General features: G+C 62.0%; 18 protein-coding genes. 3 read left to right on the top strand and 15 right to left on the bottom strand.

Features of this window, described 5'->3' with window-relative positions:
* Positions 1-842: 842 nt before the first annotated feature.
* From AAIS01_RS05440 to pssA, 7 genes are all read right to left on the bottom strand, one after another.
* Positions 843-1616, bottom strand: a complete 774-nt coding sequence (locus AAIS01_RS05440; protein WP_343468139.1) for an enoyl-CoA hydratase — start codon at positions 1614-1616, stop codon at positions 843-845.
* 123 nt (positions 1617-1739) lie between these two features.
* Positions 1740-2867: an acyl-CoA dehydrogenase gene (locus AAIS01_RS05435; RefSeq protein ID WP_092398361.1), complete on the bottom strand. Its 1128-nt coding sequence runs from the start codon at positions 2865-2867 to the stop codon at positions 1740-1742.
* Positions 2868-2876: 9 nt separating this feature from the next.
* A complete protein-coding gene (locus AAIS01_RS05430; protein WP_343468138.1) occupies positions 2877-4064 on the bottom strand; it encodes an acetyl-CoA C-acyltransferase in 1188 nt (395 codons plus the stop codon).
* Between the two features lie 11 nt (positions 4065-4075).
* Entirely contained in the window at positions 4076-4837 is a 762-nt protein-coding gene (locus AAIS01_RS05425) for an SDR family NAD(P)-dependent oxidoreductase (RefSeq protein WP_343468137.1), read from the bottom strand.
* Between the two features lie 16 nt (positions 4838-4853).
* The gene (locus AAIS01_RS05420) at positions 4854-6518 is read right to left on the bottom strand and encodes an AMP-binding protein (RefSeq protein ID WP_343468136.1); all 1665 of its coding nucleotides are present in this window, start codon (positions 6516-6518) and stop codon (positions 4854-4856) included.
* Between the two features lie 258 nt (positions 6519-6776).
* Positions 6777-7793: an AraC family transcriptional regulator gene (locus AAIS01_RS05415; protein ID WP_343468135.1), complete on the bottom strand. Its 1017-nt coding sequence runs from the start codon at positions 7791-7793 to the stop codon at positions 6777-6779.
* Positions 7794-7804: 11 nt separating this feature from the next.
* Entirely contained in the window at positions 7805-9148 is a 1344-nt protein-coding gene (gene pssA / locus AAIS01_RS05410; RefSeq protein ID WP_343468134.1) for a CDP-diacylglycerol--serine O-phosphatidyltransferase, read from the bottom strand.
* A gap of 122 nt (positions 9149-9270) precedes the next feature.
* On the opposite strand from pssA, the gene AAIS01_RS05405 reads away from it, so the two are divergent.
* From AAIS01_RS05405 to AAIS01_RS05395, 3 genes are all read left to right on the top strand, one after another.
* Positions 9271-9840 (top strand): TetR/AcrR family transcriptional regulator, encoded by a 570-nt coding sequence (locus tag AAIS01_RS05405; protein WP_343468133.1) that lies wholly within the window; start codon positions 9271-9273, stop codon positions 9838-9840.
* A gap of 54 nt (positions 9841-9894) precedes the next feature.
* Positions 9895-10374 carry a nuclear transport factor 2 family protein gene (locus AAIS01_RS05400; protein ID WP_343468132.1) on the top strand — a complete coding sequence of 160 codons (480 nt, stop codon included), beginning with the start codon at positions 9895-9897 and terminating at the stop codon, positions 10372-10374.
* A 274-nt stretch (positions 10375-10648) separates the two neighbouring features.
* Positions 10649-11050 carry a hypothetical protein gene (locus tag AAIS01_RS05395; RefSeq protein ID WP_343468131.1) on the top strand — a complete coding sequence of 134 codons (402 nt, stop codon included), beginning with the start codon at positions 10649-10651 and terminating at the stop codon, positions 11048-11050.
* 33 nt (positions 11051-11083) lie between these two features.
* Here AAIS01_RS05395 and AAIS01_RS05390 read toward each other — a convergent pair whose 3' ends face one another.
* The 8 genes from AAIS01_RS05390 to AAIS01_RS05355 form a co-directional block, all read right to left on the bottom strand.
* Positions 11084-13507 carry a TonB-dependent siderophore receptor gene (locus tag AAIS01_RS05390; RefSeq protein WP_343468130.1) on the bottom strand — a complete coding sequence of 808 codons (2424 nt, stop codon included), beginning with the start codon at positions 13505-13507 and terminating at the stop codon, positions 11084-11086.
* A 67-nt stretch (positions 13508-13574) separates the two neighbouring features.
* A complete protein-coding gene (locus AAIS01_RS05385; RefSeq protein WP_343468129.1) occupies positions 13575-14522 on the bottom strand; it encodes a FecR domain-containing protein in 948 nt (315 codons plus the stop codon).
* Positions 14519-15028 (bottom strand): sigma-70 family RNA polymerase sigma factor, encoded by a 510-nt coding sequence (locus tag AAIS01_RS05380; protein ID WP_343468128.1) that lies wholly within the window; start codon positions 15026-15028, stop codon positions 14519-14521. Before AAIS01_RS05380 ends, AAIS01_RS05385 begins: the two co-directional genes overlap by 4 nt.
* A 166-nt stretch (positions 15029-15194) precedes the next feature.
* Positions 15195-16028, bottom strand: coding sequence for an energy transducer TonB (locus AAIS01_RS05375; protein ID WP_343468127.1), 834 nt, complete (start codon positions 16026-16028; stop codon positions 15195-15197).
* The gene (tolR, locus tag AAIS01_RS05370) at positions 16025-16471 is read right to left on the bottom strand and encodes a protein TolR (protein WP_047226513.1); all 447 of its coding nucleotides are present in this window, start codon (positions 16469-16471) and stop codon (positions 16025-16027) included. Before tolR ends, AAIS01_RS05375 begins: the two co-directional genes overlap by 4 nt.
* Before the next feature lie 13 nt (positions 16472-16484).
* Positions 16485-17192, bottom strand: a complete 708-nt coding sequence (tolQ, locus tag AAIS01_RS05365) for a protein TolQ (protein ID WP_343468126.1) — start codon at positions 17190-17192, stop codon at positions 16485-16487.
* A gap of 64 nt (positions 17193-17256) precedes the next feature.
* Complete coding sequence (locus tag AAIS01_RS05360) at positions 17257-19194, bottom strand: phytase (protein WP_431191903.1); 1938 nt, start codon at positions 19192-19194, stop codon at positions 17257-17259.
* Between the two features lie 68 nt (positions 19195-19262).
* A complete protein-coding gene (locus AAIS01_RS05355) occupies positions 19263-21785 on the bottom strand; it encodes a TonB-dependent receptor (protein WP_343468124.1) in 2523 nt (840 codons plus the stop codon).
* Between the last annotated feature and the right edge of the window lie 239 nt (positions 21786-22024).

Genomic DNA, 22024 nt, shown 5'->3' with positions numbered 1-22024 from the left:
TGGGAGCGGGCTTGCTCGCGAAAGCGGTGGTTCAGCTTGCAGCGATGTTGACTGTGCCGCCGCCTTCGCGGGCAAGCCCGCTCCCACAGGATCCATTGGTGTAAGCAAATGCTGCATACACCCGAGATCCAGTATGGGAGCGGGCTTGCTCGCGAAAGCGGTGGATCCGTCACCTCTATGCTGGATGTGCCGCCGTCTTCGCGGGCAAGCCCGCTCCCACAGGATTCATTGGTGTAAGCAGATGCTGCGTACACCCGAGATCCAGTGTGGGAGCGGGCTTGCTCGCGAAAGCGGTGGATCCATCACTTCTATGCTGGATGTGCCGGCGTCTTCGCGAGCAAGCCCGCTCCCACAGGATCCATTGGTGTAAGCAGATGCTGCGTACACCCGAGATCCAGTGTGGGAGCGAGCTTGCTCGCAAAGGCGGTGGATCAGTCACTTCTATGCTGGATGTGCCGGCGTCTTCGCGGGCGAGCCCGCTCCCACAGGATTCATTGGTGTAAGCAGATGCTGCGTACACCCGAGATCCAGTGTGGGAGCGAGCTTGCTCGCGAAAGCGGTGGATCCGTCACTTCTATGCTGGATGTGCCGGCGTCTTCGCGGGCAAGCCCGCTCCCACAGGATCCATTGGTGTAAGCAAATGCTGCATACACCCGAGATCCAGTGTGGGAGCGAGCTTGCTCGCGAAAGCGGTGGATCAGTCACTTCTATGCTGGATGTGCCGGCGTCTTCGCGGGCAAGCCCGCTCCCACAGGGTTTCGGTGGCGTACGTCAATACTGCGTACACCAATGGACCCTGTGGGAGCGAGCTTGCTCGCGATGGCGTCAGTCAGGACGCCGCATTACTTGTCCTGAAACTCCGCCGCGCGCTTGGCCACGAACGCCGCCATGCCTTCCTTCTGATCATGCGTGGCAAATGCCGCATGAAAGACCCGGCGCTCGAAACGCACACCTTCGGACAGGCTGACTTCAAAGGCGCGGTTGACGCTCTCCTTGACCATCATGCTGATGGGCACCGACTTGGACGCAATCAGAGCGGCGGTTTTCAGCGCGTCGTCGAGCAATTCATCGGCCGGCACGATGCGCGCGACAATGCCGCAACGCTCGGCCTCCACTGCATCGATAAAGCGGCCGGTCAGGCACATTTCCATGGCCTTGGCTTTGCCCACTGCGCGAGTCAGGCGCTGGGTGCCACCCATGCCCGGTAGTACCCCAAGGTTGATTTCCGGCTGGCCGAACTTGGCATTGTCACCGGCCAGGATAAAGTCGCACATCAACGCCAGTTCGCAACCACCGCCCAAGGCAAACCCGTTCACCGCCGCGATGATCGGCTTGCGCCGGTTGGCCACCCGATCGCTGTCGCTGAACAGGTCATCCAGGTAAATCTGCGGATAGGTCAGCTCGGCCATCTCTTTGATGTCGGCACCGGCGGCAAAGGCTTTTTTCGAGCCGGTCAGCACGATGCAACCAATCTTCGGATCAGCCTCCAGCGTATCCAGCGCCTGGTTCAGCTCGTTGACGATCTGCGCGTTCAAGGCGTTCAACGCCTGGGGACGGTTGAGGGTGATCAGGCCAACGCGGTCCTTGATCTCCAATAAAATCGTTTCATAGCTCATGCAGGACTCCTGTTAAGCATTTGTATATTTCTCGACCCCCGTAGGAGCTGCCGAAGGCTGCGATCTTTTAAAAGACCAGAATCAAAAGATCGCAGCCTTCGGCAGCGCCTACGAAAGCGCTGTTCAAAGATTGCGCGAAATGACCATGCGCTGTATGTCGCTGGTGCCTTCGTAGATCTGGCAGACCCGCACGTCGCGGTAGATGCGCTCCAGCGGGAAGTCGTTGAGGTAACCGTAACCGCCCAGGGTTTGCAACGCCATGGAGCAGACTTTTTCGGCCATTTCCGAGGCGAACAGCTTGGCCATGGACGCTTGCACCAACGCAGGCTGACCGTTGTCCCGCAAAGCAGCGGCGTAATGGACCATTTGCCGCGCCACGGCGATCTGGGTGGCCATGTCCGCCAGGCGGAACGCCACGGCCTGGTGCTCGATGATCGGCTTGCCGAAACTTTGCCGCTCGCGAGCATAGTCGCGGGCCGCTTCGAACGCCGCGCGGGCCATGCCCACGGACTGCGCCGCAATGCCGACCCGCCCGCCTTCCAGGTTCGCCAGGGCGATCTTGTAGCCCTCGCCCTCCTCTCCCAAGCGGTTGCCCACCGGAACACGAACATCCTCGAACAGGATCTGGCAGGTGTCGGAAGCGTGCTGGCCCAGCTTGTCTTCGACCCGCGCCACGCTGTAGCCCGGCGAATCGGTGGGCACGATGAACGCACTGATGCCACGCTTGCCGGCGCTCGGATCGGTCACCGCAAACACAATCACCACCCCGGCGTTCTGCCCGGAGGTGATGAACTGCTTGCAGCCATTGAGCACGTAGTGGTCGCCATTCAGCTTGGCGCGGGTCTTCAGACCGCTGGCGTCGGAACCGGCCTGGGGCTCGGTCAAGGCAAAGGCGCCCAGCATCGCGCCGCTGGCCAGCGGCTTGAGGAAACGCTCTTTCTGCTCGTCGTTGCCATACTTGAGGATCGGCACGCAGCCCACCGAATTGTGCACGCTCATGATCGTCGAGCACGCGCCGTCGCCGGCGGCGATTTCTTCCAGGGTCATGGCGTAGGCCAGGTAACCGGTGTCGCAACCGCCCCACTGTTCCGGCACGAGCATGCCGAAGAAACCCAGCTCGGCCATCTCGCCGATGGCTTCTTTCGGGAAGCGGTGCTCACGGTCCCACTCGGCGGCGAACGGTTTCAAGCGTTCCTGGGCGAAGTCTCGGGCCATGTCGCTGATTTGCGTCTGTTCTTCAGTCGGGAGCATGTCGATTCCTTAATACAGGCATTCAACGGCCATGGCCGTGGCTTCGCCGCCACCGATGCAGATGGCCGCGACGCCCCGCTTGAGGCCTTTCTGGCGCAGGGCCGAAAGCAGCGTCACCAGGATCCGCGCGCCCGACGCACCGATGGGGTGGCCCAAGGCGCAGGCGCCGCCATGGACGTTGACCTTGTCGTGGGGGATCTCCAGCGCGCCCATGGTCGCCAACGCCACTACCGCAAAAGCCTCGTTGATTTCAAACAGCTCAACGTCGTCGAGCGACCAACCGGTTTTGTTCATCAGCTTCTTCACCGCCCCGATGGGTGCGGTGGGGAACAGGCTCGGGGTGTCGGCAAACGCCGCATGGCCGTGAATCACCGCCAACGGCTTCAAGCCTCGCTCTCGAGCCTGGCTCTGGCGCATCAGCACCAGGGCTGCGGCACCGTCAGAGATGGAGCTGGAATTGGCGGCGGTGACCGTTCCGCCCTCACGGAACGCCGGTTTGAGCGAGGCGATCTTGTCCAGGCGGGCCTTGGGCGGCTGCTCATCGTGGCGCACGGTGACCTGTTCCTTGCCGACCATGACCTGCAACGGCACGATCTCGGCGTCGAAACTGCCGTCCTTGATCGCCTGTTGGGCGCGGGTGGTGGACGCGATGGCGAAGTCATCCTGGGCTTGGCGACTGAAACCGTTGGCTTCAGCGCAATCTTCGGCAAAGGTGCCCATCAAGCGGCCCTTGTCGTAGGCGTCTTCCAGGCCATCGAGGAACATATGGTCGAGCACCTTGCCGTGGCCCATGCGCAAACCGCTGCGGGCGCGGTCGAGCAGGTATGGCGCGTTGGACATGCTTTCCATGCCGCCAGCCACGACCACCTCGGCGCTGCCGGCGATCAGCATGTCATGGGCGAGAATCGCCGCTTCCATGCCCGAACCACACATCTTGTTGAGCGTGGTGCAGCGGGTCGACTTGTCGAGCCCGGCCCCCAGCGCGGCCTGGCGCGCCGGGGCCTGGCCCTGGCCTGCCGCGAGCACACAGCCAAACAGCACTTCTTCCACCGCATCAGGCGCAATGCCGGCCCGCTCCACGGCAGCTTTAATCGCGGCGGCTCCCAATTGCGGGGCGCTGAGGCTTTTCAGTTCACCTTGAAAGCCACCCATGGGGGTGCGGACGGCGCTAACGATAACAATCGGATCGTGGGACATGACAGTTGCTCCTACTTGGCAGCCATACGCAAGGCGCCGTCGAGACGGATCACCTCACCATTGAGCATGCTGTTTTCAATGATATGCCTGACCAGCGCCGCGTACTCGGTCGGTTTGCCCAGGCGCGGTGGAAACGGCACGCCGGCGGCCAGGGAGTTGCGTACTTCAGGCGTCATGCCGGCCATCATCGGGGTTTCGAAAATACCCGGGGCGATGGTCATCACACGGATGCCGAAGCGCGCCAGTTCCCGGGCGGCCGGCAGGGTCAGGCTGGCAATGGCGCCCTTGGACGCCGCGTAGGCCGCCTGGCCGATCTGCCCGTCGAAAGCCGCCACCGACGCGGTGTTGATGATCACGCCACGCTCACCGTCAGCATCGGCCTCGGTTTCACTGATGGCGGCGGCAGCCAGACGCAGCAGGTTGAAGCTACCGATCAGGTTGACGTTGATCACCTGACTGAAGCTGGCCAGCGCGTGCGGGCCGTTCTTGCCGAGGATTTTTTCGCCGCGCACGATGCCGGCGCAGTTCACCAGGCCGTTGAGGCCGCCGAACGTATCCACGGTGGCCTTGACCGCCGCTGCAGCCGCCGCCTCGTCACTGATATCCGCGACCACGCTTTGGCACCCAAGCTTTTGCGCCTGGGCAGCCACGGCTTCGGCATTGAGATCCACCAGCATCACCTTGGCGCCGGCCTTGACCAGCATCTCGCCGGTGGCCGCGCCGAGGCCGGACGCGCCACCGCTGACGAGGAAAATCTTGTTGTCGATCTGCATCATGGTTTCCTTGGATTCAAGCTGAAACGTTATGCGCCGCGGCTTCTTGGGCCTTGGCGATTTCCTGGTTGCGCAAGATAAAGCGCTGCAACTTGCCGCTTGGGGTTTTCGGCAAATCACTGACAAATTCGATTTCACGGGGATAGGCATGAGCGGCGAGGCGCTTACGCACGTGCTGGCGCAGCTCTTCGGCCAGCTCCGGCGCGGCGCGGTATTGGGCGCCGAGCACCACGAAGGCTTTCACCAGTTCGGTGCGCTCGGGATCGGGCTTGCCGACCACCGCAGCCTCGACCACGGCGGGGTGTTCGATCAGTGCGCTTTCCACGTCGAACGGGCCGACGCGATAGCCGGAAGTGGTGATCACGTCGTCGCTGCGGCCGACGAAGCTGATACTGCCATCGGGGTTGAATTCAACGGTGTCGCCGCTCAGGTAATAATCGCCGACGAAAGCCTTGGTGGGCCCGCCCTCATAACCGGCGAACCAGCACATCGGTGACTGGCTGCGGTCGACGGCGAGAATGCCCGGCTGGCCCACGCCCAATTCACGGTTATTTTCATCCAGCACCACGATCCGGTGGCCCGGCGAGGCGAAACCGGCCGCGCCCATGTGCACCGGATGCCCCAACCCGTGGTGATTGCACAGCACCATGCCCAGTTCGGTCTGGCCGTAATGATCGTGGATCACCACGTTCAGGTTGTCGGCAAACCAGCGGATGACCTCCGGGTTCAGCGGCTCGCCGGCGCTGCTGACCACGCGCAGCGTGCCCTTGATCGAGCGGGCGAACTGCTCGCCCCCGGCGATCAGCAAACGATAGGCGGTGGGTGAACCGGCGAGGTTGGTGATGCCGTACTTGTTGATGACTCGGCAAGTGCTTTCCAGGGTGAACGGCCCATCGTAGAACGTGATGGGATGCCCCATTGCCAGAGGGCCGGTCACACCGAAGTAGATGCCGTAGGCCCAGCCCGGGTCAGCGACGTTCCAGAAGGCGTCTTCGGGACGCAGGTCCACGGCGTCACGCATGTAGTTCTGGAATGCGACGATGGCCTTGAGCGGCACCGACAGCGCCTTGGCCGGCCCGGTGGTGCCGGAGGTAAACATCAGCAGGAACGGGTCTTCGCCACTGAGCATCACCGGTTCGCAGTGGTTTGCATTGTTCGCCACTTCTGCCCAGAAACTGTAATCGCCGCGAACGATGCCCTGGCCTTTTGCGCCGCCGACCGTGACCACTGTGGGGCAATCGGCAACATCGTTGAGTTTGGGGCGATTGACCGCGTCGGTGACCACAACACGCGCGCCTGAGCTGCCCAGGCGATGTTCGATGGCCTTGGGGCCGAATGCAGTGAACAGCGGCTGATACACCGCGCCGATGCGCCAGGTGGCGAGTACCACGATCAGCAGTTCAGCGGTGCGCGGCAGCAGGCCGGCCACCTTGTCCCCCTTGCCCACACCTTGGGCCAGGAGGAAATTGGCAAACCGTGCGGCGTTGTCCTGCAGGTCACGGTAAGTCCAGGTCGCGTCGCTGCCGTCACGGCCCTCCCAGAACAAGGCAATGCGCCCCGGCAACGCATGCCGGTCGCAACACTCGACACAGGCGTTCAACGCCTCGAGAGAGCCGTGCAGTGCGGTGTTGACGGTGTGCAGGTAATCGAACTGTGACGTGGCGGACGAGTAATCGCGCATGACCAGAATCCCTCTGTACTTTTTATTGGTTGGGGGAACCGTAAACAGCAGGCAAATACTCGCGCCGAAGGGCTTGGGCGGCAATGGTCAAAGCTATCAAGTTGCTTGACTGGTTTGGCCATGATTGGTGGGTTGGTTGATGTGGCGTCTGGGAGGCCGCTATCGCAAGCAGGCTCGCTCCCACCGGGGCAATGCGACCTCTATGTGGGAGCAAGGCTTGCCCGCGATAGCGTCAACCCAGCCAACCCACATGCCGGATCAGCCAGGATCGTTGAGGATCAGGCTGCGATAATGCCCCGGATTGGACCCGGACCACTTGCGAAACGCCTTGTAAAAAGAACTGGCATCGGCAAACCCCAGGCGCGCGGCGATTTCCACGAAACTGATGGACGGCTCGGCCAGCCAGTTGATGGCCAACTCCTTGCGCACACTGTCCTTGAGCCCCTGATACGTCTGCCCCTCCTCCGCCAAGCGACGGCGCAGGGTCGAGGCCGAAACACACAATTGCTGGGCCAGAGCCTCGGTCTCCGGCCACTGCTCGGGCGGTAACTGGCGCAGGTCGTGCCGGATGCGGCTGGCGAGGCTTTGCGGGTCGCGATACTTGACCAGGATGTTGGCCGGTGCCTGGGCCAGAAAGCGGTTGAGTTCCTCGGTGCTGCGTCGGATGGGCAGGTCCAGGCATTCGGCGGCGAAGATCATCCGGGTGCGCGGCCGGTCAAAGCGCAGGTTCCGCGAGAACATCACACGATAGTCGTCGCAGAAATCCGGTTCAGGGCAACGCAACTCAATGGAAAGAATCGGAATACGCCGCCCGGCCAGCCAGCAGGCCACGCCATGAACGATCATCCAATAGGTGAAATAGGTGAAGGCCCGGCGCGGGTCCTGATCGTCCTCCAGCAGGACGATCTCCGCCAGGCTCTGCTGGCGGCTCCACTGGGCCGGCAACTGTTCGAACATCAGCGAGAGGAACCCAAGCCCCGCGGTCAACCCGGCCGCCAACGTCGGCTGGGCCATGGCGCATTGGCAAAGAAAGGCCAGGCTGCCCGACTTGAGTTTGCGCCCATCCATGCCGAAAAACTCGTCATCCAGTCGCCTGGCCAGCAAACGCCAGAGCCGCGCATAGGCATGGGCCGGGACCCTCGCCTGGGGGTTGTCGAGCAATCCTGGATCGATACCGACCTTGTTCAGCGCTTCATCGGTGGCCGCCCCAGGGGCGCAGCTTTGCAGCAGCGCTTCACGCACCAACTGGATGGAGATGGTGTCTTTTTTCGACATGGCACTGGCTTTCACAGGATCCGGTAAAGCAGCCGTTCTATTCGCACCCGGCTGACCCGCTTCAGAAACCTGGCGACTGCGGCGGGATAGTCCGGCAGGGTTTCCAGGTCCAGATATCGATCGATGCGCCGGGTATGCTGGTAAATCTGCCCAAGCTCGGCCTGGCGTGGCCCCAGTAGCTCGCCCTTGGGGTCATCCAGCAACAGGGCGTTTTCCAGGTCCAGGCGAAACGCTCGCGGGTTGAGGTTGTTGCCGGTCAACAACGTGTAGCGCTCGTCGATCCACATGCCCTTGAGGTGATAGGTGTTGTCGCCGTCACGCCACAGGTGCAGGTTCAACTGGCCGCTGTCGATGTAGCGCTGATGCCGCTTGGCGAAGCGTCGCAGGCTGATTTCGTAGAGATAGGGCAGCGCGGCGATGATCTTGAACGGCTCGCTGGGCGGCATGTAGAAGTCATTGGCGGTTTTGTCGCCGACGATAATGTCGATCTTGACCCCGCGAGCCAGCGCGCGATTGATCTCCCGGGTCACCCCCAGGGGCAGATTGAAATACGGCGTGCAGATGGTCAGTTGCCGGCGGCTGCTGGCAATCAATTCACCGATCACCCGGCTCAACGGGTTGTTCTTGCCCACGCCCAGCAGCGGGCTCACCGACAGGCCACTCTTGTCGAGGCTGCCGGCATGGGTGTCATACGCCGCGTACTTGAGCCGGCTGCGCAGATCGCCGATGTCCTTGCGCAGGCTGCGGGTGCTGGGCAGGTTCGGCAAATCCAGACGATGCACGGCGCTGGAGGCGATCAAGCCATGCTGTACCAGATGCTGCATCGAGTCGGCCAAGGCCTCGTTCCGCAACAGGTGGTAGCGGTCGTAGCGGTATTTGTCGAACTTGTGCAGGTAGACGTTATTGAGGCTGGCGCCGCTATAGAGCACACAGTCGTCGATCACGAAGCCTTTGAGGTGCAACACGCCGAACAACTCGCGGGTCTGCACCGGCACACCGTAGATCGGCACTTCGCTGGCGTGAGTGCGAGTCTGCTTCTGATACCACGCCGAATTGCCCGGTTGCTTCTTGGCGCCGATCAGCCCGCGCTGGGCTCGCAGCCAGTCCACCACCACGACCACGTCCAGTTCCGGACGCTTGGCCTTGGCGGCGTGCAAGGCATCGAGGATTTCCTGCCCGGCCTCGTCCTCTTGCAGGTACAGGGCGACGATGTAGATGCGTTGGGTGGCCTGGGCGATTTTCTCCAGCAGGCAACGGCGGAACTCGGCTGCGCCATCGAGGATGGTCACGGCATCGGCGGTCAATGCAAAGCTGCGCAGCTTGGGCAGCAAGGGGCGTTTGAAAAGCGACGGCATAGGGCTCGCAAAAGGTCGAATCCGAAGAATGGTTGAGCTTACACCATCGATGGGTTCGGGTCTTCAGTACGCCTTGAAAAAATAACTTGACCAAGGAGAACGATCGTTCTACTGTTAGCCACATGAACGAAATCAATAGTAATGAGACCCGAGACATTATTCTCGATGTCGCCGAAAAGTTGATCTATAAAAGTGGCATCGCGGCCACCGGCATGGACCTGTTGGTGAAAACCGCCGGCGTCTCGAGGAAAAGCATCTATCGCTACTTTGCCAATAAGGACGATCTGATCGTGGCCGCACTCCAGCGGCGTGACGAACGCTGGATGCACTGGTTCAGCCGTGAGGTCGACAAGGCCCCCACGCCGCGCGCTCGGCTGCTCAACCTGTTTACCGTGCTCAGAGCCTGGTTCGACAGCGAAGGCTTCCGCGGCTGTGCATTCATCAACACCAGCGGCGAAACCGGTGACCCACAGAACCCGGTCCGACAGGTCGCCAAACTGCATAAACAGAAGTTGCTCGACTATGTAACCCGACTGTGTACGGAACACGGCGTCGAGAACCCGGACGTCTTGGCCCGGCAGTTACTGGTCCTGATCGATGGCGCCATTACCGTTGCACTGGTCATGGGTGATCACAGCGCCGCTGACCAGGCCCAAAACATACTCAAGTCTTTATTGACCGACACTGAATAACCGTTTCCTGTAAACCGCTGTGCCATTTGCTCAATCACTCACTGGAGATCTGCCATGTCATCCTCTGCTGAAGTTCGTCCGCCGCTGCCGCCGTTCACCCGTGAATCGGCCATTGAAAAAGTCCGTCTGGCCGAAGACGGCTGGAACTCCCGCGACCCGCAACGGGTGTCCCTGGCCTATACGCTGGACACTCAATGGCGCAACCGCGCCGAATTCGCCCATAGCCGCGAAGAGGCCAAGGCCTTTTTGACCCGCAAATGGGCCAAGGAACTGGACTACCGGCTGATCAAGGAACTGTGGGCCTTCACCGGTAACCGTATCGCCGTGCGCTACGCCTACGAATGGCACGACGATTCGGGCAACTGGTTCCGCTCCTACGGCAATGAGAACTGGGAGTTTGACGAGCAAGGGTTGATGTTCAACCGCTACGCCTGCATCAACGACATGCCGATCCAGGAAAGCGAGCGTAAATTCCATTGGCCACTGGGGCGCCGGCCGGATGATCATCCGGGGCTGTCTGATTTGGGGCTGTAAGCCCACAGCGTTTGTATCGGCAACAGAAACCTTATGGGAGCGGGCTTGCTCGCGAAGGCGGTGCATCAGCGGGTAGCAATGCTGGATGAGCAACCGTCTTCGCGAGCAAGCCCGCTCCCACATAGGTGCTACGGGGCTCGGCCCAGCGCCCGCTCGCAACGGCGCTAGACAAGCGGCCACTCAGCAGGGTTGACCGGCATGCCGCCAGGCATCACATTGCCTGGACCGTCACGACACTCTGGGGCGGTTCGATTGTTGCTGACCTGTGGAGCCCATGACCGCGTCGATTCCGATCCGTCCCCCCTGCCCGCCTGGTGTCTGTGACTGCGGGCGTGATGCGTTGCTGCAAACCCCGGGCAGTGACCTGCGCATCCTTTGCTTTAACCGCCAGGAGGAAAAACGCCTGCTCGAACGGCTGGAAAATATCCAGAGCCTGGACGAGCTCCAACGGTTGCAGCAGCGTATGTACGAGAACCTCGGAATCCGTCTGACCGTCGAACCGGGCTACAACGAAGTACGCACCATGCGTGGCATCGCCATCGAGTTCCAGGCGCAACCCGGCCTGTGCCGCAAGATTCGCCAGTCGATCCCCACCGCCATTCGACGCGGGTTGGAAAAGCGTCCCGAAATCGCCTGGCGATTGCTCGATGCCCACGACCTGTTCCGTGACGCCTGAGAAACAGCTTCATCCCTGAAGCTGCACACTGGCCTAAAAGTCCACGGTGGCCGAAAGCAGGTAAGTGCGCGGCGTTGCCAGCGTCAAGCCTGCCTCACTGTCATCCGAGGCGCCGGCGGAACTCCAGTAGCGCTTGTCCGCGACGTTCTCGACATTGGCACGCAGCGTGATGTTCTTCTGGTCCAGCTTGAACGCGTAGCGCGCGCCCACGTCGAAACGCTCCCACGAATCGATTTCCTTGGTATTGGACGGGTCCAGGTACTGCGCGCTGGAGTGGATGGCGCGGCTGGTCAGGGTCAGGCCCTGCACCGTCGGCACATCCCACTCCGCGCCCAGGTTGACGTTGTATTTGGGCGTGGCGGGCGCCCGATTGCCATCAAAGGTGCCATTGGTGGTGTCGGTCAACTCGCTGTCGATGTACATGACACCCCCGAGCAACCGCACACCTTTGAGCGGCTCACCGAACACGCTCAACTCAACCCCGGTGTTCTCACGTTTGCCGTTCGGGCCGAAGACACGGGTCGTGGCGTCGGTCGCGTAGGCAGGCTGCTTGATCCGGAATACGGCGGCGGTGACGGCGAGCGCACCCGCGTCATATTTGGCACCGACCTCGACCTGACGACTGATGAACGGCGGGAATATTTCGTCCTCGTTGACCGAGGTCGATGGCGCGATCTTGCCCTGGCTCAAGCCTTCCATGTAGTTGGCATACAGCGACAGTTTATCGGTGGCCTTGAACAGGATCCCGCCCGACGGCGACAGCTTTTCCTCATCGTACGCGGTGGCGCCTTTGACGTTATTGGTCCAGTCGTCAACCTTGATCCGCTGCCAGCGGGTGCCCAGGGTCAACAGCAGCCTATCATCGAAGAAACCCAAGGTGTCGGACAACGCCACGCCGGTGGAGCGGTTTTCGGTATAGACCTTGTTGTCCTGTCGCGTCGGGTCGCCCGGCGTCGGCGTTTGCACCGGGTCATACAGGTTGCTCGGAGACGAAGCATAACGCGCGCCGCCATTGGTGAAGTCCATGTAGAAATAGCTGGCGGCCAGGTTGATCTCATGGCTCACCGGGCCGGTATGAAACCAGTTGCGCACCCCGGCCGTGGCCGTGCGGACATTTTCATCCCGGGTAAAGTCGCGGGGTTGAACGCTGAAATCGCCGGCGTCATTGGTGACCGATACGTTATGGCGCAGGAAATCATGATCACTTTTGCGCGCCCCTGCAGCGCCATACAGCATCATCGAATCGTTGACATCGTATTCGGCATTGACTGTACCGAAAGTGTCCTGGGTACGCGCCTTGCTCCAACGCTGAGCGTAGTTGCGGCGCACATCGCTGGCATGCGGGACCTGTGCGTTGGCACCGACCAGTACGCGCTCCTGTGGCGCGTCGGTATCACGCTCGGTGCGCCCGATGTCCGTTGAGACACGCAGACGCTCGCCACGAAAATCCAGGCCCAGCACCGCCATGTCGCGGTCGACACTCTGGTGATCCCATTCGGTGTCGCCGGACTGCTTCACGCCGTTGAAACGAACGCCGAACTTGTTGTCTTCACCGAAACGCCGGGCGACATCCACGGCACCGCCGAGCTGGTTGTTGGAGGCGTAGCTGCCCGTGAACGAAGTGATGGGTTTGTCGGTGGCCCGTTTGGGCACCACATTGATCCCGCCCCCCACGCTGCCGCGTGGCGAGACGCCGTTGATAAGCTGGGTCGGGCCCTTGATGATGTCGACGCGGTCGGCCATTTCCATGTCGATCGAATAGGTCGGCAGGATGCCGTAGAGGCCGTTGTAGGCAACATCACTGTTGAACAGACTGAACCCACGAATGGTGAACTGCTCGAAACGCCCGCCCGCCGGATTGGTGGCGCGAACCGAAGGGTCGCTGGCGATCAGGTCGCCCAGGGTACGAGCCTGCTGGTTCTTGACCACTTCGCTGGTATAGGTGGTCATGCTGAACGGGGTTTCCATGAAATCCCGCGACCCCAGCAAGCCTTGCGAGCCGCGGCGCGCAACCTGGCCACCGGCATAGGGCTCGCCCTGCGCCAGGCTCGTGGCCCCCATGATCGAGGTGGGAGCCAGTTGCAAGCTGCTGCCTTCCGGGGCCGGGGTCAGGATGTAAGCCTGCTCGCCCGCCGGCTGCAGTTGCAGACCGGAGCCCTGCAACAGTCGGGCAAAGCCCTCCTCCACGGCATACTCACCCGACAGGCCGGCGCTGTTACGCCCGCTCACCAGGGCCGGGTCTACCGAGAGATTGACACCCGCCAGGCCGGCAAACCGGGTCAACGCTGCGCTGAGGCTGCCGGCCGGCACCTGATAGCTGCGCCGGGCCGCTTCTTCGGCCTGGCTGGAGGACATGAACCATGGACTGGCGCTCAGGCTTAGCAAGAGACTCAGGCTCAACAGCGGACGCCAGCCGGCAAGGACCGGGCGAAAACGCAAAGGGACTACTGCGGACATTGGGGCAAGCTCTCATTTTTGTTCAGTTGCCTTGAATGACAAGCGAGACAAAAAAAGGGGACAGGCGTCAGGCGATATTGTTGCGAAGCGTCAAGGTGACCCAGTAACGCGTGCGCATCTGCACTTGCACCGGCAGACTGGCTGAGAGCAACGCAAGGATTCGATCGGTGTTTTCCAACCGGAAGCTGCCGGTCACCCGCAATGACTCCAGGGCTTCGTCCCAGCGCAACACGCCCGGCCGATAACGGACCAGTTCACGGAGAAAATCCCCCAGAGGCTGGTTCTGCGCGACAAGGACCCCGTCACGCCACCCCAACTGCGCCACATCGAACGCGCCGATCGGCCCGGCGCCAGAGGCCTCAAGGTTGATCTGTTCGCCCGCCTCCATCGTCAGCATTGGCCCACGCAGCGGTTGCAGTTGCACCGAACCGCTGAGCACTGACACCCAACAACTGCGCTCAATCAACCGTACGCAAACTTCGCCACGGCTGATGGAGATCAGTCCAAAGGGTGCCTCAATGGCCAGCGGCGTGGTTCGGCTAACGTTGAGGGCCATCTCGCCTTGCACCAGCACCAGGCGTCGAGCCTTGAGGTCCAGGTCCAGGGCGCTGTCGGTGTTCAACTGCAAGACGCTGCCATCGGCCAGCGACCAGCGCCGCTGTTCACCGGTGGCCGTGTGCAGGTCGGCGCGCCAGACCTCCAGCGGCAGCGCTCGTCCCAGCAACCAGGCAGTGGGCACCAATGCGGCGACGCCGAGCGCACGCTTGAGCACGGCCCGACGGGGCAATGCCGGACGATCCAGGGTCGCCATGCCCAACGATGGCGGCACCCCGGCAAAACGCTGGCGTAATCGCTGGGCTTTTTGCCAGGCCGCCTCGTGCTGGGCGCTGCTGTCGCGCCAGCGTTGCAGCGCGGCGGCGTCGAAGTCATCCCCGCAAGACTCCATCACGGCCAGCCAGCGAGCCGCCGCCCGGGCAACTTCGCGGGCTTCAGGCGAGGGCGCTGAGCGAGTCAAAAGTCCACCAACAGGCAATGCTCATAAGCCTGGGCCATATAGCGCTTGATGGTGCGCTCCGACACCTGCATGCGTTCGGCGATTTCACGATAGCCCAGGCCTTCGAGCTGGCTCCACAAAAAGGCCCGCCGCACCAGAGCCGGCAGGCCATCGAGCAATTCATCCAGCGCTTGCAACGTTTCCAGTAGCAGCCAACGCTGCTCCGGGGAGGGGGCGCACGCTTCGGGCAAGCTCGCCAAGGCGTCGAGGTAGGCCTGCTCCAAATTGCGGCGAGCGTAAAAATTGCTCAGCAGACGCTTGCCGACGGTCAGCAGATAAGCGCGCGGTTCGTCCAGATCGGCCAATGGCTGAGCGCTGGACAGCACCCGCAGGAAAGTATCCTGACGCAGGTCCGCGGCATCCCACGCATTGCCCATGCGGCGTCTCAACCAGCCTTCCAGCCAGCCACCATGGTCTCGGTATAACGCGTGCAAGGAACGCTCCGCCAGCGTAGCTGCATCAGACATGTCAAGAGGCCTTGTGCAAGAGATACATTAAATGAGAGTGATTCTAATTAATGTTCTCAGGCTAATCCAAGCTCTTTATGTCGAAATGTGCAAATACAGGTATGGCTTAAGCGTGTGGAATATAGCCCGCCCTCCCACTCAAACGGCGAATGTCGGGACCGTGTGTCTACTCGATCCGGTAGTGGAAAGTATTGCGTACCGCCGGCACGGTCACGGCCTGGCCGTCGACGATCCGCGGCTGATAACGGAAGGTCTTAGCGGCGGTCAGCGAAGGGCGGATGAACAACGGGTGGCAGCCGTCCAACACCTTTGGGTTATCGATTCGCCCGTCCGGCTTGACGCTGTACTCCACTGTGCAATCGCCTTGCAGCCCTTTGTCCAGAGCCCGTTGCGGATAATCCGGGGCCTCTTTGCTCAGGGGTTGATAGTGGCGACTGTCGGCTGCGGCCAGGCGCGCCTGTTCAGCTTGGCGTTGCCGGGCGAGCGCCTGGGCCTGTTGCGCCGCCTGGCGCTGTTGTTCGGCGGCCTGTTGCTCGGCTTCCTGCTGACGGCGCTGGTTCTCCTGACGCTCGCGTTGTTGCTGGGCCTGCTGCTGGGCGTGTTGCTCGCGCTTTCGCTCCTCGACGCGTTTGCGGGCCAAGGTCGCCTGCTCCAGTTTCTGTGCCTCAAGCCTTGGGTCAACCACAGGTTTGCTCGGTGAGGGGCGTGGCACTTCCACCGGCGCCGGCGCGGCTTCGACCGGCTGTGGGGCGACCTCTGCCACGGCGGTCGGCGCAGGCGCTTCAGGCACCGGCAGCGGTGGCAACATCACCAGTTGCGTGCGCAGCACCCGCGGCGCTTCGACGGCGGGTTTCTCTACGGTCCAGCCCAGCACCAGCAATGCCGCGACCACCACGTGCAAGACCACGGCGAGTCCTGCCGCCAGGCTGTTCTTCCAAAAACCACTGCCGGACAGCGTGGGTAAACCCAAGGATGGACTGTGCATGATCATCGCCGTCATCGGGGTGCCTCGGTCACCAGCCCAAGGTTGCTGACTCCGCCTTGCTGCAAGGCAGCCATGGCGGCCACGACACGACCGTAGTCGGCGTGGTCGTCGGCACGGATATACACCTGGGTGTCGCTGCGCTCGGCGACAACCTGGGCCACCTTGGCGCGCATCTGATCCAGGTCCACGGCGCTGTCGGTCTGGCTTTGAGTGTCCAGTTCGGCGCCCAGGTTCCAGTAGTAACCGCCCTCGGCCTTCACAGACAGGGTCAGGATCTGTTGGCGGCTATCGTTGGCCAATGCCTGGCTGGCGACCTTGGGCAGCTCGATTTTCACGCCTTGGGTCAACATGGGTGCCGTGACCATGAAGATCACCAGCAGCACCAGCATCACATCGATGTAAGGCACCACGTTCATTTCGGCCTTGGGCCCGTGCTTGCGTTGTGGTTTGACTAGCATCTGCCCTCTCCTCTCAAGCGGCCGCGGCCAGGTTCACCGGGGCGCCGTGCAGCTTGCGGTGCAGGCGGGCCTGCAACTCGTTGCCGAACGCGTAGTAACGCGTCAACAAGGTCTGGCCGCGAGCGGAAAACCGGTTGTAGGCGATCACAGCGGGAATCGCCGCGAACAGGCCGATGGCGGTGGCAATCAAGGCCTCGGCGATGCCCGGCGCCACAGTGGAGAGGCTGGCCTGCTGCACCTGGGACAACCCCAGGAAGGCGTTCATGATCCCCCAGACCGTGCCGAACAAACCGATGTAAGGGCTGACCGAACCGACCGTGGCGAGAAACTGCAAGCCTTTCTCCAACTGGACCTCCTGCTCGCTGATTGCCACTTGCAGCGAACGCTCCACCCCTTCAAGCACCACCTGGGGGCTGCCTGAAGGCACGTTGAGCTGGGTAAAAGCCTGGAAGCCGGCGTGAAAGATCGGCTCCACGCCGCCCTCTTCTTCGCGCACCTGGGCGGTCTCGCGCAACAGCGCTGGCAAATCGCTGGTGCTGCGAAAACGCTGCATGAAACCGTTGAACTGGCGCTCGTTGCGGCGCAGCACCGCGCTGCGCTGGATAATCAAGTACCAGCTCAGCAGCGAGGCCAGCAGCAGGGTGAGCATGACGGCCTTGACCAACAGGCTCGCATCGCTGATCAGGCCCCAGATTGTCATATGTTCCAGAGTGGCTTGCATGGGTAGAACTCCTGTCTGGCTACTATTCGATGAAATGTTCATGACCGGTTGATGACCGCACCGCTCAAGGCAGGCGCAAGGCTTTGGTCACTTCGCTCCAGGGCACGAACTTGAAGTTCTGGGTCTGCTCGGGCATCCGTTTGCGGCCGTCCTGGACCACCAGCATGCCGTCGCTCCAGGGCCCGCCCAGGTTGGCCGAAGTGACTTCCAGGCCGTCAGTTTCCGAGGCACCGTCGATGCCCGCAGCGCCGTTCAGGCCGACGCGCAACGCACCGCGCACGGCATAAGGCGGCTCGGCATCAAGTAGCACATAGCTGTCGTTGCCCTGGCTTGAGACCACCAGGTAATCGTGGCCGGCGCCGTGATACAGGGCGATGCCCTCGACGTCGGCATGCAACTGAGGTCCGACCTTGATCACGTTGTTCAATGTCGCCGGCCGGTCGGCCCGGGCATCCACCGCCCAGACACCGACGTCTTCTTCACCGAGAAACAGACGCTGGCGGCGGTCATCGGCGACGCAACCTTCAGGCTGGCTGTCGACGCTGAACTGGCGCACCAACTCCCCTTTCACCACACCGTCCGGGGCGCTGAGGCGGTACTGCAAATAACGCCCGTCCTTGTCATTGGCGAAGGCATACAGTTCGCCTTCTACCGGCTGGAACAGGCAGATGCCGTAGATTTCCTTGAGCGGCGTGGCAATCTCGCCGGCCTCGCTCAACTCACCGCTGGCACGGTCAATGCGAAACAGGCTGAGGCTGTTGCGATCGCGGTTACTGGCGACAGCCAGATCGACGGTTTGCCTGCCCAACTTGAAGTGGCCGCGCACATCGACGTTGTTGAGCCGCCCCACCGCCAGCTCCTGCAGCAGCTTGCCTTGCAGGTCATAGGTCAGCAGGCCTTGCTTCTTGTTGGTGCCCAGCACCCGGCTCAACGCAGGCGTGGTGGGATGAACCCAAATCGCCGGGTCATCCGCCGCGTCGCCCTGGCGTGCTACCGGTTCGCTCTGGGCAACGGCCGCCACTGTGGGCAGTACCGGCGGCAGGGACACAGGCGTGGGTTGCCAATTGATTTGGCCCTGGTACAAGCGCCCGGTGTCATCGTCGCGCAACAGCATCTCCAGGCCGGTATTCGTCGAACGTACCGCGAGGCTTTCCGGCTCGTTCAGGCCCGGCAGCGTCAAACTGGCTTTAGAGGTCCAACCCTGGCTTTCTTGCTGGTACAGATGCAATTTCGCCGCCCCGGGGTCCAGGCCCAGCAACCCGCCTGGTAACGCAGCCATGCCACCAGCGGCCTGCTGGATGTCACCGAACGGTGTGCGCATCGCCACGGGTACCCGCACCGCATCGGCCTCGGAGGATGCCGGATAGGCCCACCAGCCCACCTGTTCCTCGTTGACGAACAGTTGATTGGCGCTGTCCTGCACCTGGCAGGCCTGGGCATCGGGCGGCAGTGGCAGGCCGCGTACGCGCTGTGCGCTGGCGCTCAGTTGCTCGCCGTTACCCACCAGCCATTGTTCGCCCTTGCCTTCTTCACCTACCAGAAACACAAACAGGTTGCTCGCTTCATCGCGGTACAGGCACAGCCCGTTTACCGGAAAATCCCGCGCGGGCAGGTACAGCGGCTTCCCCCACTGGCGTTTATCCGGGTCGAGGCTGACCAACAGTGCTTGCTGACGAGTGCTGTCGAGGCTGGCGATCAGCACGTTCGCCCCGAGGGCCCGGCTGTCGAGACCTTCGAAGGAGCCCTCCAGGCGCGACAGTTCGCGGCCTTGGGCATCGAGCAGCAACAAGCCTTCATCGGCAATGGCCAGTCGCTGGGTCGTCGAATGGCCGGGCACAAATGCCAGGGCGTTGATCGAGCGATCCTGGGTCTGCGACCAGGGTTGCAGCTTCAAGGTTGGCGAAGCCGCCAGGGCTGGAGCGGTTGCCAGACTGATGAGCATTGCCAGCAGGTACTGTTTGGGAAAAAACAAAGCTGTGTTCAACGGAAAAATCCTTGTCATTGAAAGGGGGGGCGCATCGCGCCCCGGCGGGGATAAATCCCCTCGCCACACGTGATCGGCGTCGCGATCTAGAAATGGGTGAACGTCAGCCCCAGCTTGTAGGTCGGGCCGTATTCCTCGTATTGGCCGTTGTAAGAGCGGTGGCCGGTGTAGACGAAATACGACTCGTCGGTGAGGTTCTGGGCTTCCAGGCTCACTTGCAGGTTCTTGGTCAGGGCGTAGCGGGCGCTGAAGTCGACAAAGGTCTGGGCGTCAACGTGCAGGTCATGGTCGCGGTCGCTGATGGACGCCAGTTCATACAGGTAGGCCGATTTGTAATTGGCCGACAGGCGCAGGCTCAACTTGTCGTTCTCCCAGCCCAGCATCAGGTTGCCCACGGTGTCCGACTGATTCGGCAGGTCGATGCTGCGCTTGCGCTGTGTACCGCTGGCCTGATCGAACCCTTCGATCTCGGCGTCCGAACGACTGAAGGTGGTGTTGGCCCCGAGCAGCAATCCATTCCAGGGGGCTGGCAACCAGTCGAATTTTTGTGAGTAGGCCAGTTCCAGGCCATAGAGCTTGGCGCTGTCGCCGTTTTCGAAGCTGTGGGCCTCGGAGAAGTCGGCCCAGGCGCCCGTGCCGGCCAGATCGGTGTTGTAGACGAAGTTCTTGATGTCCTTGTAGAACACAAAAGCCGAAACAGTGCCGGCCCGGCCCATGAAATGTTCAATGCCCAGGTCCAGGTTGCTCGACTCCAGGGGCTTGAGGTCCGGGTTGCCGAAGGTCGCCTCGTCATCGTCAATGACAAACCCCGGGGCCAGTTGCCCGAAGGTCGGGCGCACCACGGATTTGGTCCAGGCCGCGCGCACCTGAGTGTTTTTGTCCAACTGATAACGCGCGTGCAGGCCCGGTAGCCAGTGGTGATATTTACGCCGGGTCTGGGTGTCGGTGAACACGCCGTCGGTAACGCCGCTGCCTTTGGCTTCGAACTCCGTACCCTCATAACGCATGCCGGCGATCAAGCGCCAATCGTCGATGTCCACGGTGTTCATCAGGTAAGCGGCGTTGATGTCTTCGCTCATCTGGAAGTCATTGACCCGCGATTCCTGCTCATCAAAGAAGGCGTCGCGGTCCAGACCACCCAACAATTGTTCGATGGCCCCGGCGCTGATGCCTGGGCCGTACTGGCCGAGGCGGTAATCCACGTTGCCCTTCTGGAATTGTCCGAGGTTCAACTGCTCGTCGGTGAACCCCAGGTCGGCGAAATCCTCATAGACCCAGGCGTCGAGGTCGTTGTCCTTGTCGCGGCGGCTGACTTTTCCGCCGAATTTGACTTGGGAAGCGTAGCCACTGACGTCATAGTCTCTGGCCAGGTCCAGGCGCAGGTTTTTTTCGGTGTCGGTGGTGTTCTGCTGTTCCCAGTCCACCTTGTCCAGGCTGAAGCTGGCGGGATCGTAGAACCCCGAACCGATGATCGGCCGCGGCTTGTCGTTGCCGTAGAAGCCCCCCTCGAAATTGTCGATGCCTTCGAATGTGGCACCGGCAATGTGACCTGGGCTGTCCTCGCTGGACTTGCTGTAACCACCCTGGCCGCTGAGGGTCCAGAGGCCGAACATGCGTTCCCCGCCCAATACGTAGGACTGGATCTCCTGGGTTTCTTCGCGCTGTTTGACCTTGCGCTCGCCTTCTGCGGTACCCAGCTCACCGGCCGCTTGAGGATCCTCGAAAGCCAGGCTGGCGGCATTGCGGGTTTCGCTGTCTTTGTAACGACTGTAAAGCGTGCGCAGGTAGTAGCTGCTCACATCATCCGGCTTGTAGTCGAAGTTCAGCCCGCCGCCGGCGCGCTCGCGACGGATGTCATAGTCGCGTTGTTCAAATTCTTCGAGCCGTGAGCCTTGCTCGAAATCCCAGGCGCCGCCGGTTTCAACGTTGTCCGAGCCAAAGTCGCGCTTCTGCCAGCTCAGCGCCGCGGCAACGCCGAAGTTATCGATGCCGTCGCCCAGGCTGAAACGGTCGCTGATCGCGCCAGAGAATTTCGGACTGGTCTGCCCGGTATTCTTGTCGTAGCTGGCTTCGCTGCTGCCGGTGTAGAACAAGCCCTTGTGGTCGAACGCCGAGAGGCTTTTCACGTCAACCGTGCCGCCCAGGGAGTTGGCGTCCATGTCCGGCGTCAGCGTCTTGATCACCGACAGCGACTGCACCAACTCCGAAGGCAGCACGTCCAGGGCAACGGCCCGGCGCTCGCTTTCCGGCGCCGGCACCAGCGTGCCGTTGATGGTCACGCTGTTGAGGTCTGGCCCCAGGCCCCGCACGCTGACAAAGCGCCCTTCGCCCTGGTCACGTTCGACGCTGATGCCCGGCAGGCGCTGCACGGCTTCGGCGACGTTTTCATCCGGCAACTGCGCCACGCCGTCGGCATGCACCACGCTCTTGATGCTGTCGGCGCTGCGCTGTTCTTTCAGGGCCTGATCGATGCTGGCCGCCTGGCCGACCACTTCGACATGTTCGGTGGCCGTCTGCTCGGCAGCGCTCAACCGCTCACTGGCAATGGCCATCGCCAACGCAGTGAACGTAAAACCGACGAGCCCGGCAGTGCTGGTGCGGTGATGCATGGTGGTCTCCCCCAGGAATCCGAAAATCCGCCAGGCAACGGCCCGGCAACTGGGAGGGCACGCTATGGGTGGGGGGTGACGGTTCTGTGACAGCGTTTGGCCGCAGGGGCTCAAACGCACGGATGTGAGGGGGTTGGCGGACCAGAATGAGCTGAAATGACCTTTCTCAGGGCCTCTGACAATTTAAAGACGGTCACCCTTGTGGCGAGGGGATTTATCCCCGTTGGGACGCGTAGCGT

The sequence above is a fragment of the Pseudomonas halotolerans genome, from assembly GCF_039581215.1.
Lineage (GTDB): Bacteria > Pseudomonadota > Gammaproteobacteria > Pseudomonadales > Pseudomonadaceae > Aquipseudomonas > Aquipseudomonas tehranensis.
This window is presented reverse-complemented; position numbering and strand designations above follow the sequence as displayed.

Coding starts and splice junctions, on each gene's coding strand:
- AAIS01_RS05440 (WP_343468139.1), bottom strand. CDS start 1,616: ATGAGCTATGAAACGATTTTATTGGAGATCAAGGACCGCGTTGGCCTG.
- tolR (WP_047226513.1), bottom strand. CDS start 16,471: ATGCTAGTCAAACCACAACGCAAGCACGGGCCCAAGGCCGAAATGAAC.
- AAIS01_RS05380 (WP_343468128.1), bottom strand. CDS start 15,028: ATGTCTGATGCAGCTACGCTGGCGGAGCGTTCCTTGCACGCGTTATAC.
- AAIS01_RS05355 (WP_343468124.1), bottom strand. CDS start 21,785: ATGCATCACCGCACCAGCACTGCCGGGCTCGTCGGTTTTACGTTCACT.
- AAIS01_RS05360 (WP_431191903.1), bottom strand. CDS start 19,194: ATGACAAGGATTTTTCCGTTGAACACAGCTTTGTTTTTTCCCAAACAG.
- AAIS01_RS05390 (WP_343468130.1), bottom strand. CDS start 13,507: ATGTCCGCAGTAGTCCCTTTGCGTTTTCGCCCGGTCCTTGCCGGCTGG.
- AAIS01_RS05435 (WP_092398361.1), bottom strand. CDS start 2,867: ATGCTCCCGACTGAAGAACAGACGCAAATCAGCGACATGGCCCGAGAC.
- AAIS01_RS05420 (WP_343468136.1), bottom strand. CDS start 6,518: ATGCGCGATTACTCGTCCGCCACGTCACAGTTCGATTACCTGCACACC.
- AAIS01_RS05405 (WP_343468133.1), top strand. CDS start 9,271: ATGAACGAAATCAATAGTAATGAGACCCGAGACATTATTCTCGATGTC.
- AAIS01_RS05400 (WP_343468132.1), top strand. CDS start 9,895: ATGTCATCCTCTGCTGAAGTTCGTCCGCCGCTGCCGCCGTTCACCCGT.
- pssA (WP_343468134.1), bottom strand. CDS start 9,148: ATGCCGTCGCTTTTCAAACGCCCCTTGCTGCCCAAGCTGCGCAGCTTT.
- AAIS01_RS05425 (WP_343468137.1), bottom strand. CDS start 4,837: ATGCAGATCGACAACAAGATTTTCCTCGTCAGCGGTGGCGCGTCCGGC.
- tolQ (WP_343468126.1), bottom strand. CDS start 17,192: ATGCAAGCCACTCTGGAACATATGACAATCTGGGGCCTGATCAGCGAT.
- AAIS01_RS05430 (WP_343468138.1), bottom strand. CDS start 4,064: ATGTCCCACGATCCGATTGTTATCGTTAGCGCCGTCCGCACCCCCATG.
- AAIS01_RS05415 (WP_343468135.1), bottom strand. CDS start 7,793: ATGTCGAAAAAAGACACCATCTCCATCCAGTTGGTGCGTGAAGCGCTG.
- AAIS01_RS05395 (WP_343468131.1), top strand. CDS start 10,649: ATGACCGCGTCGATTCCGATCCGTCCCCCCTGCCCGCCTGGTGTCTGT.
- AAIS01_RS05375 (WP_343468127.1), bottom strand. CDS start 16,028: ATGACGGCGATGATCATGCACAGTCCATCCTTGGGTTTACCCACGCTG.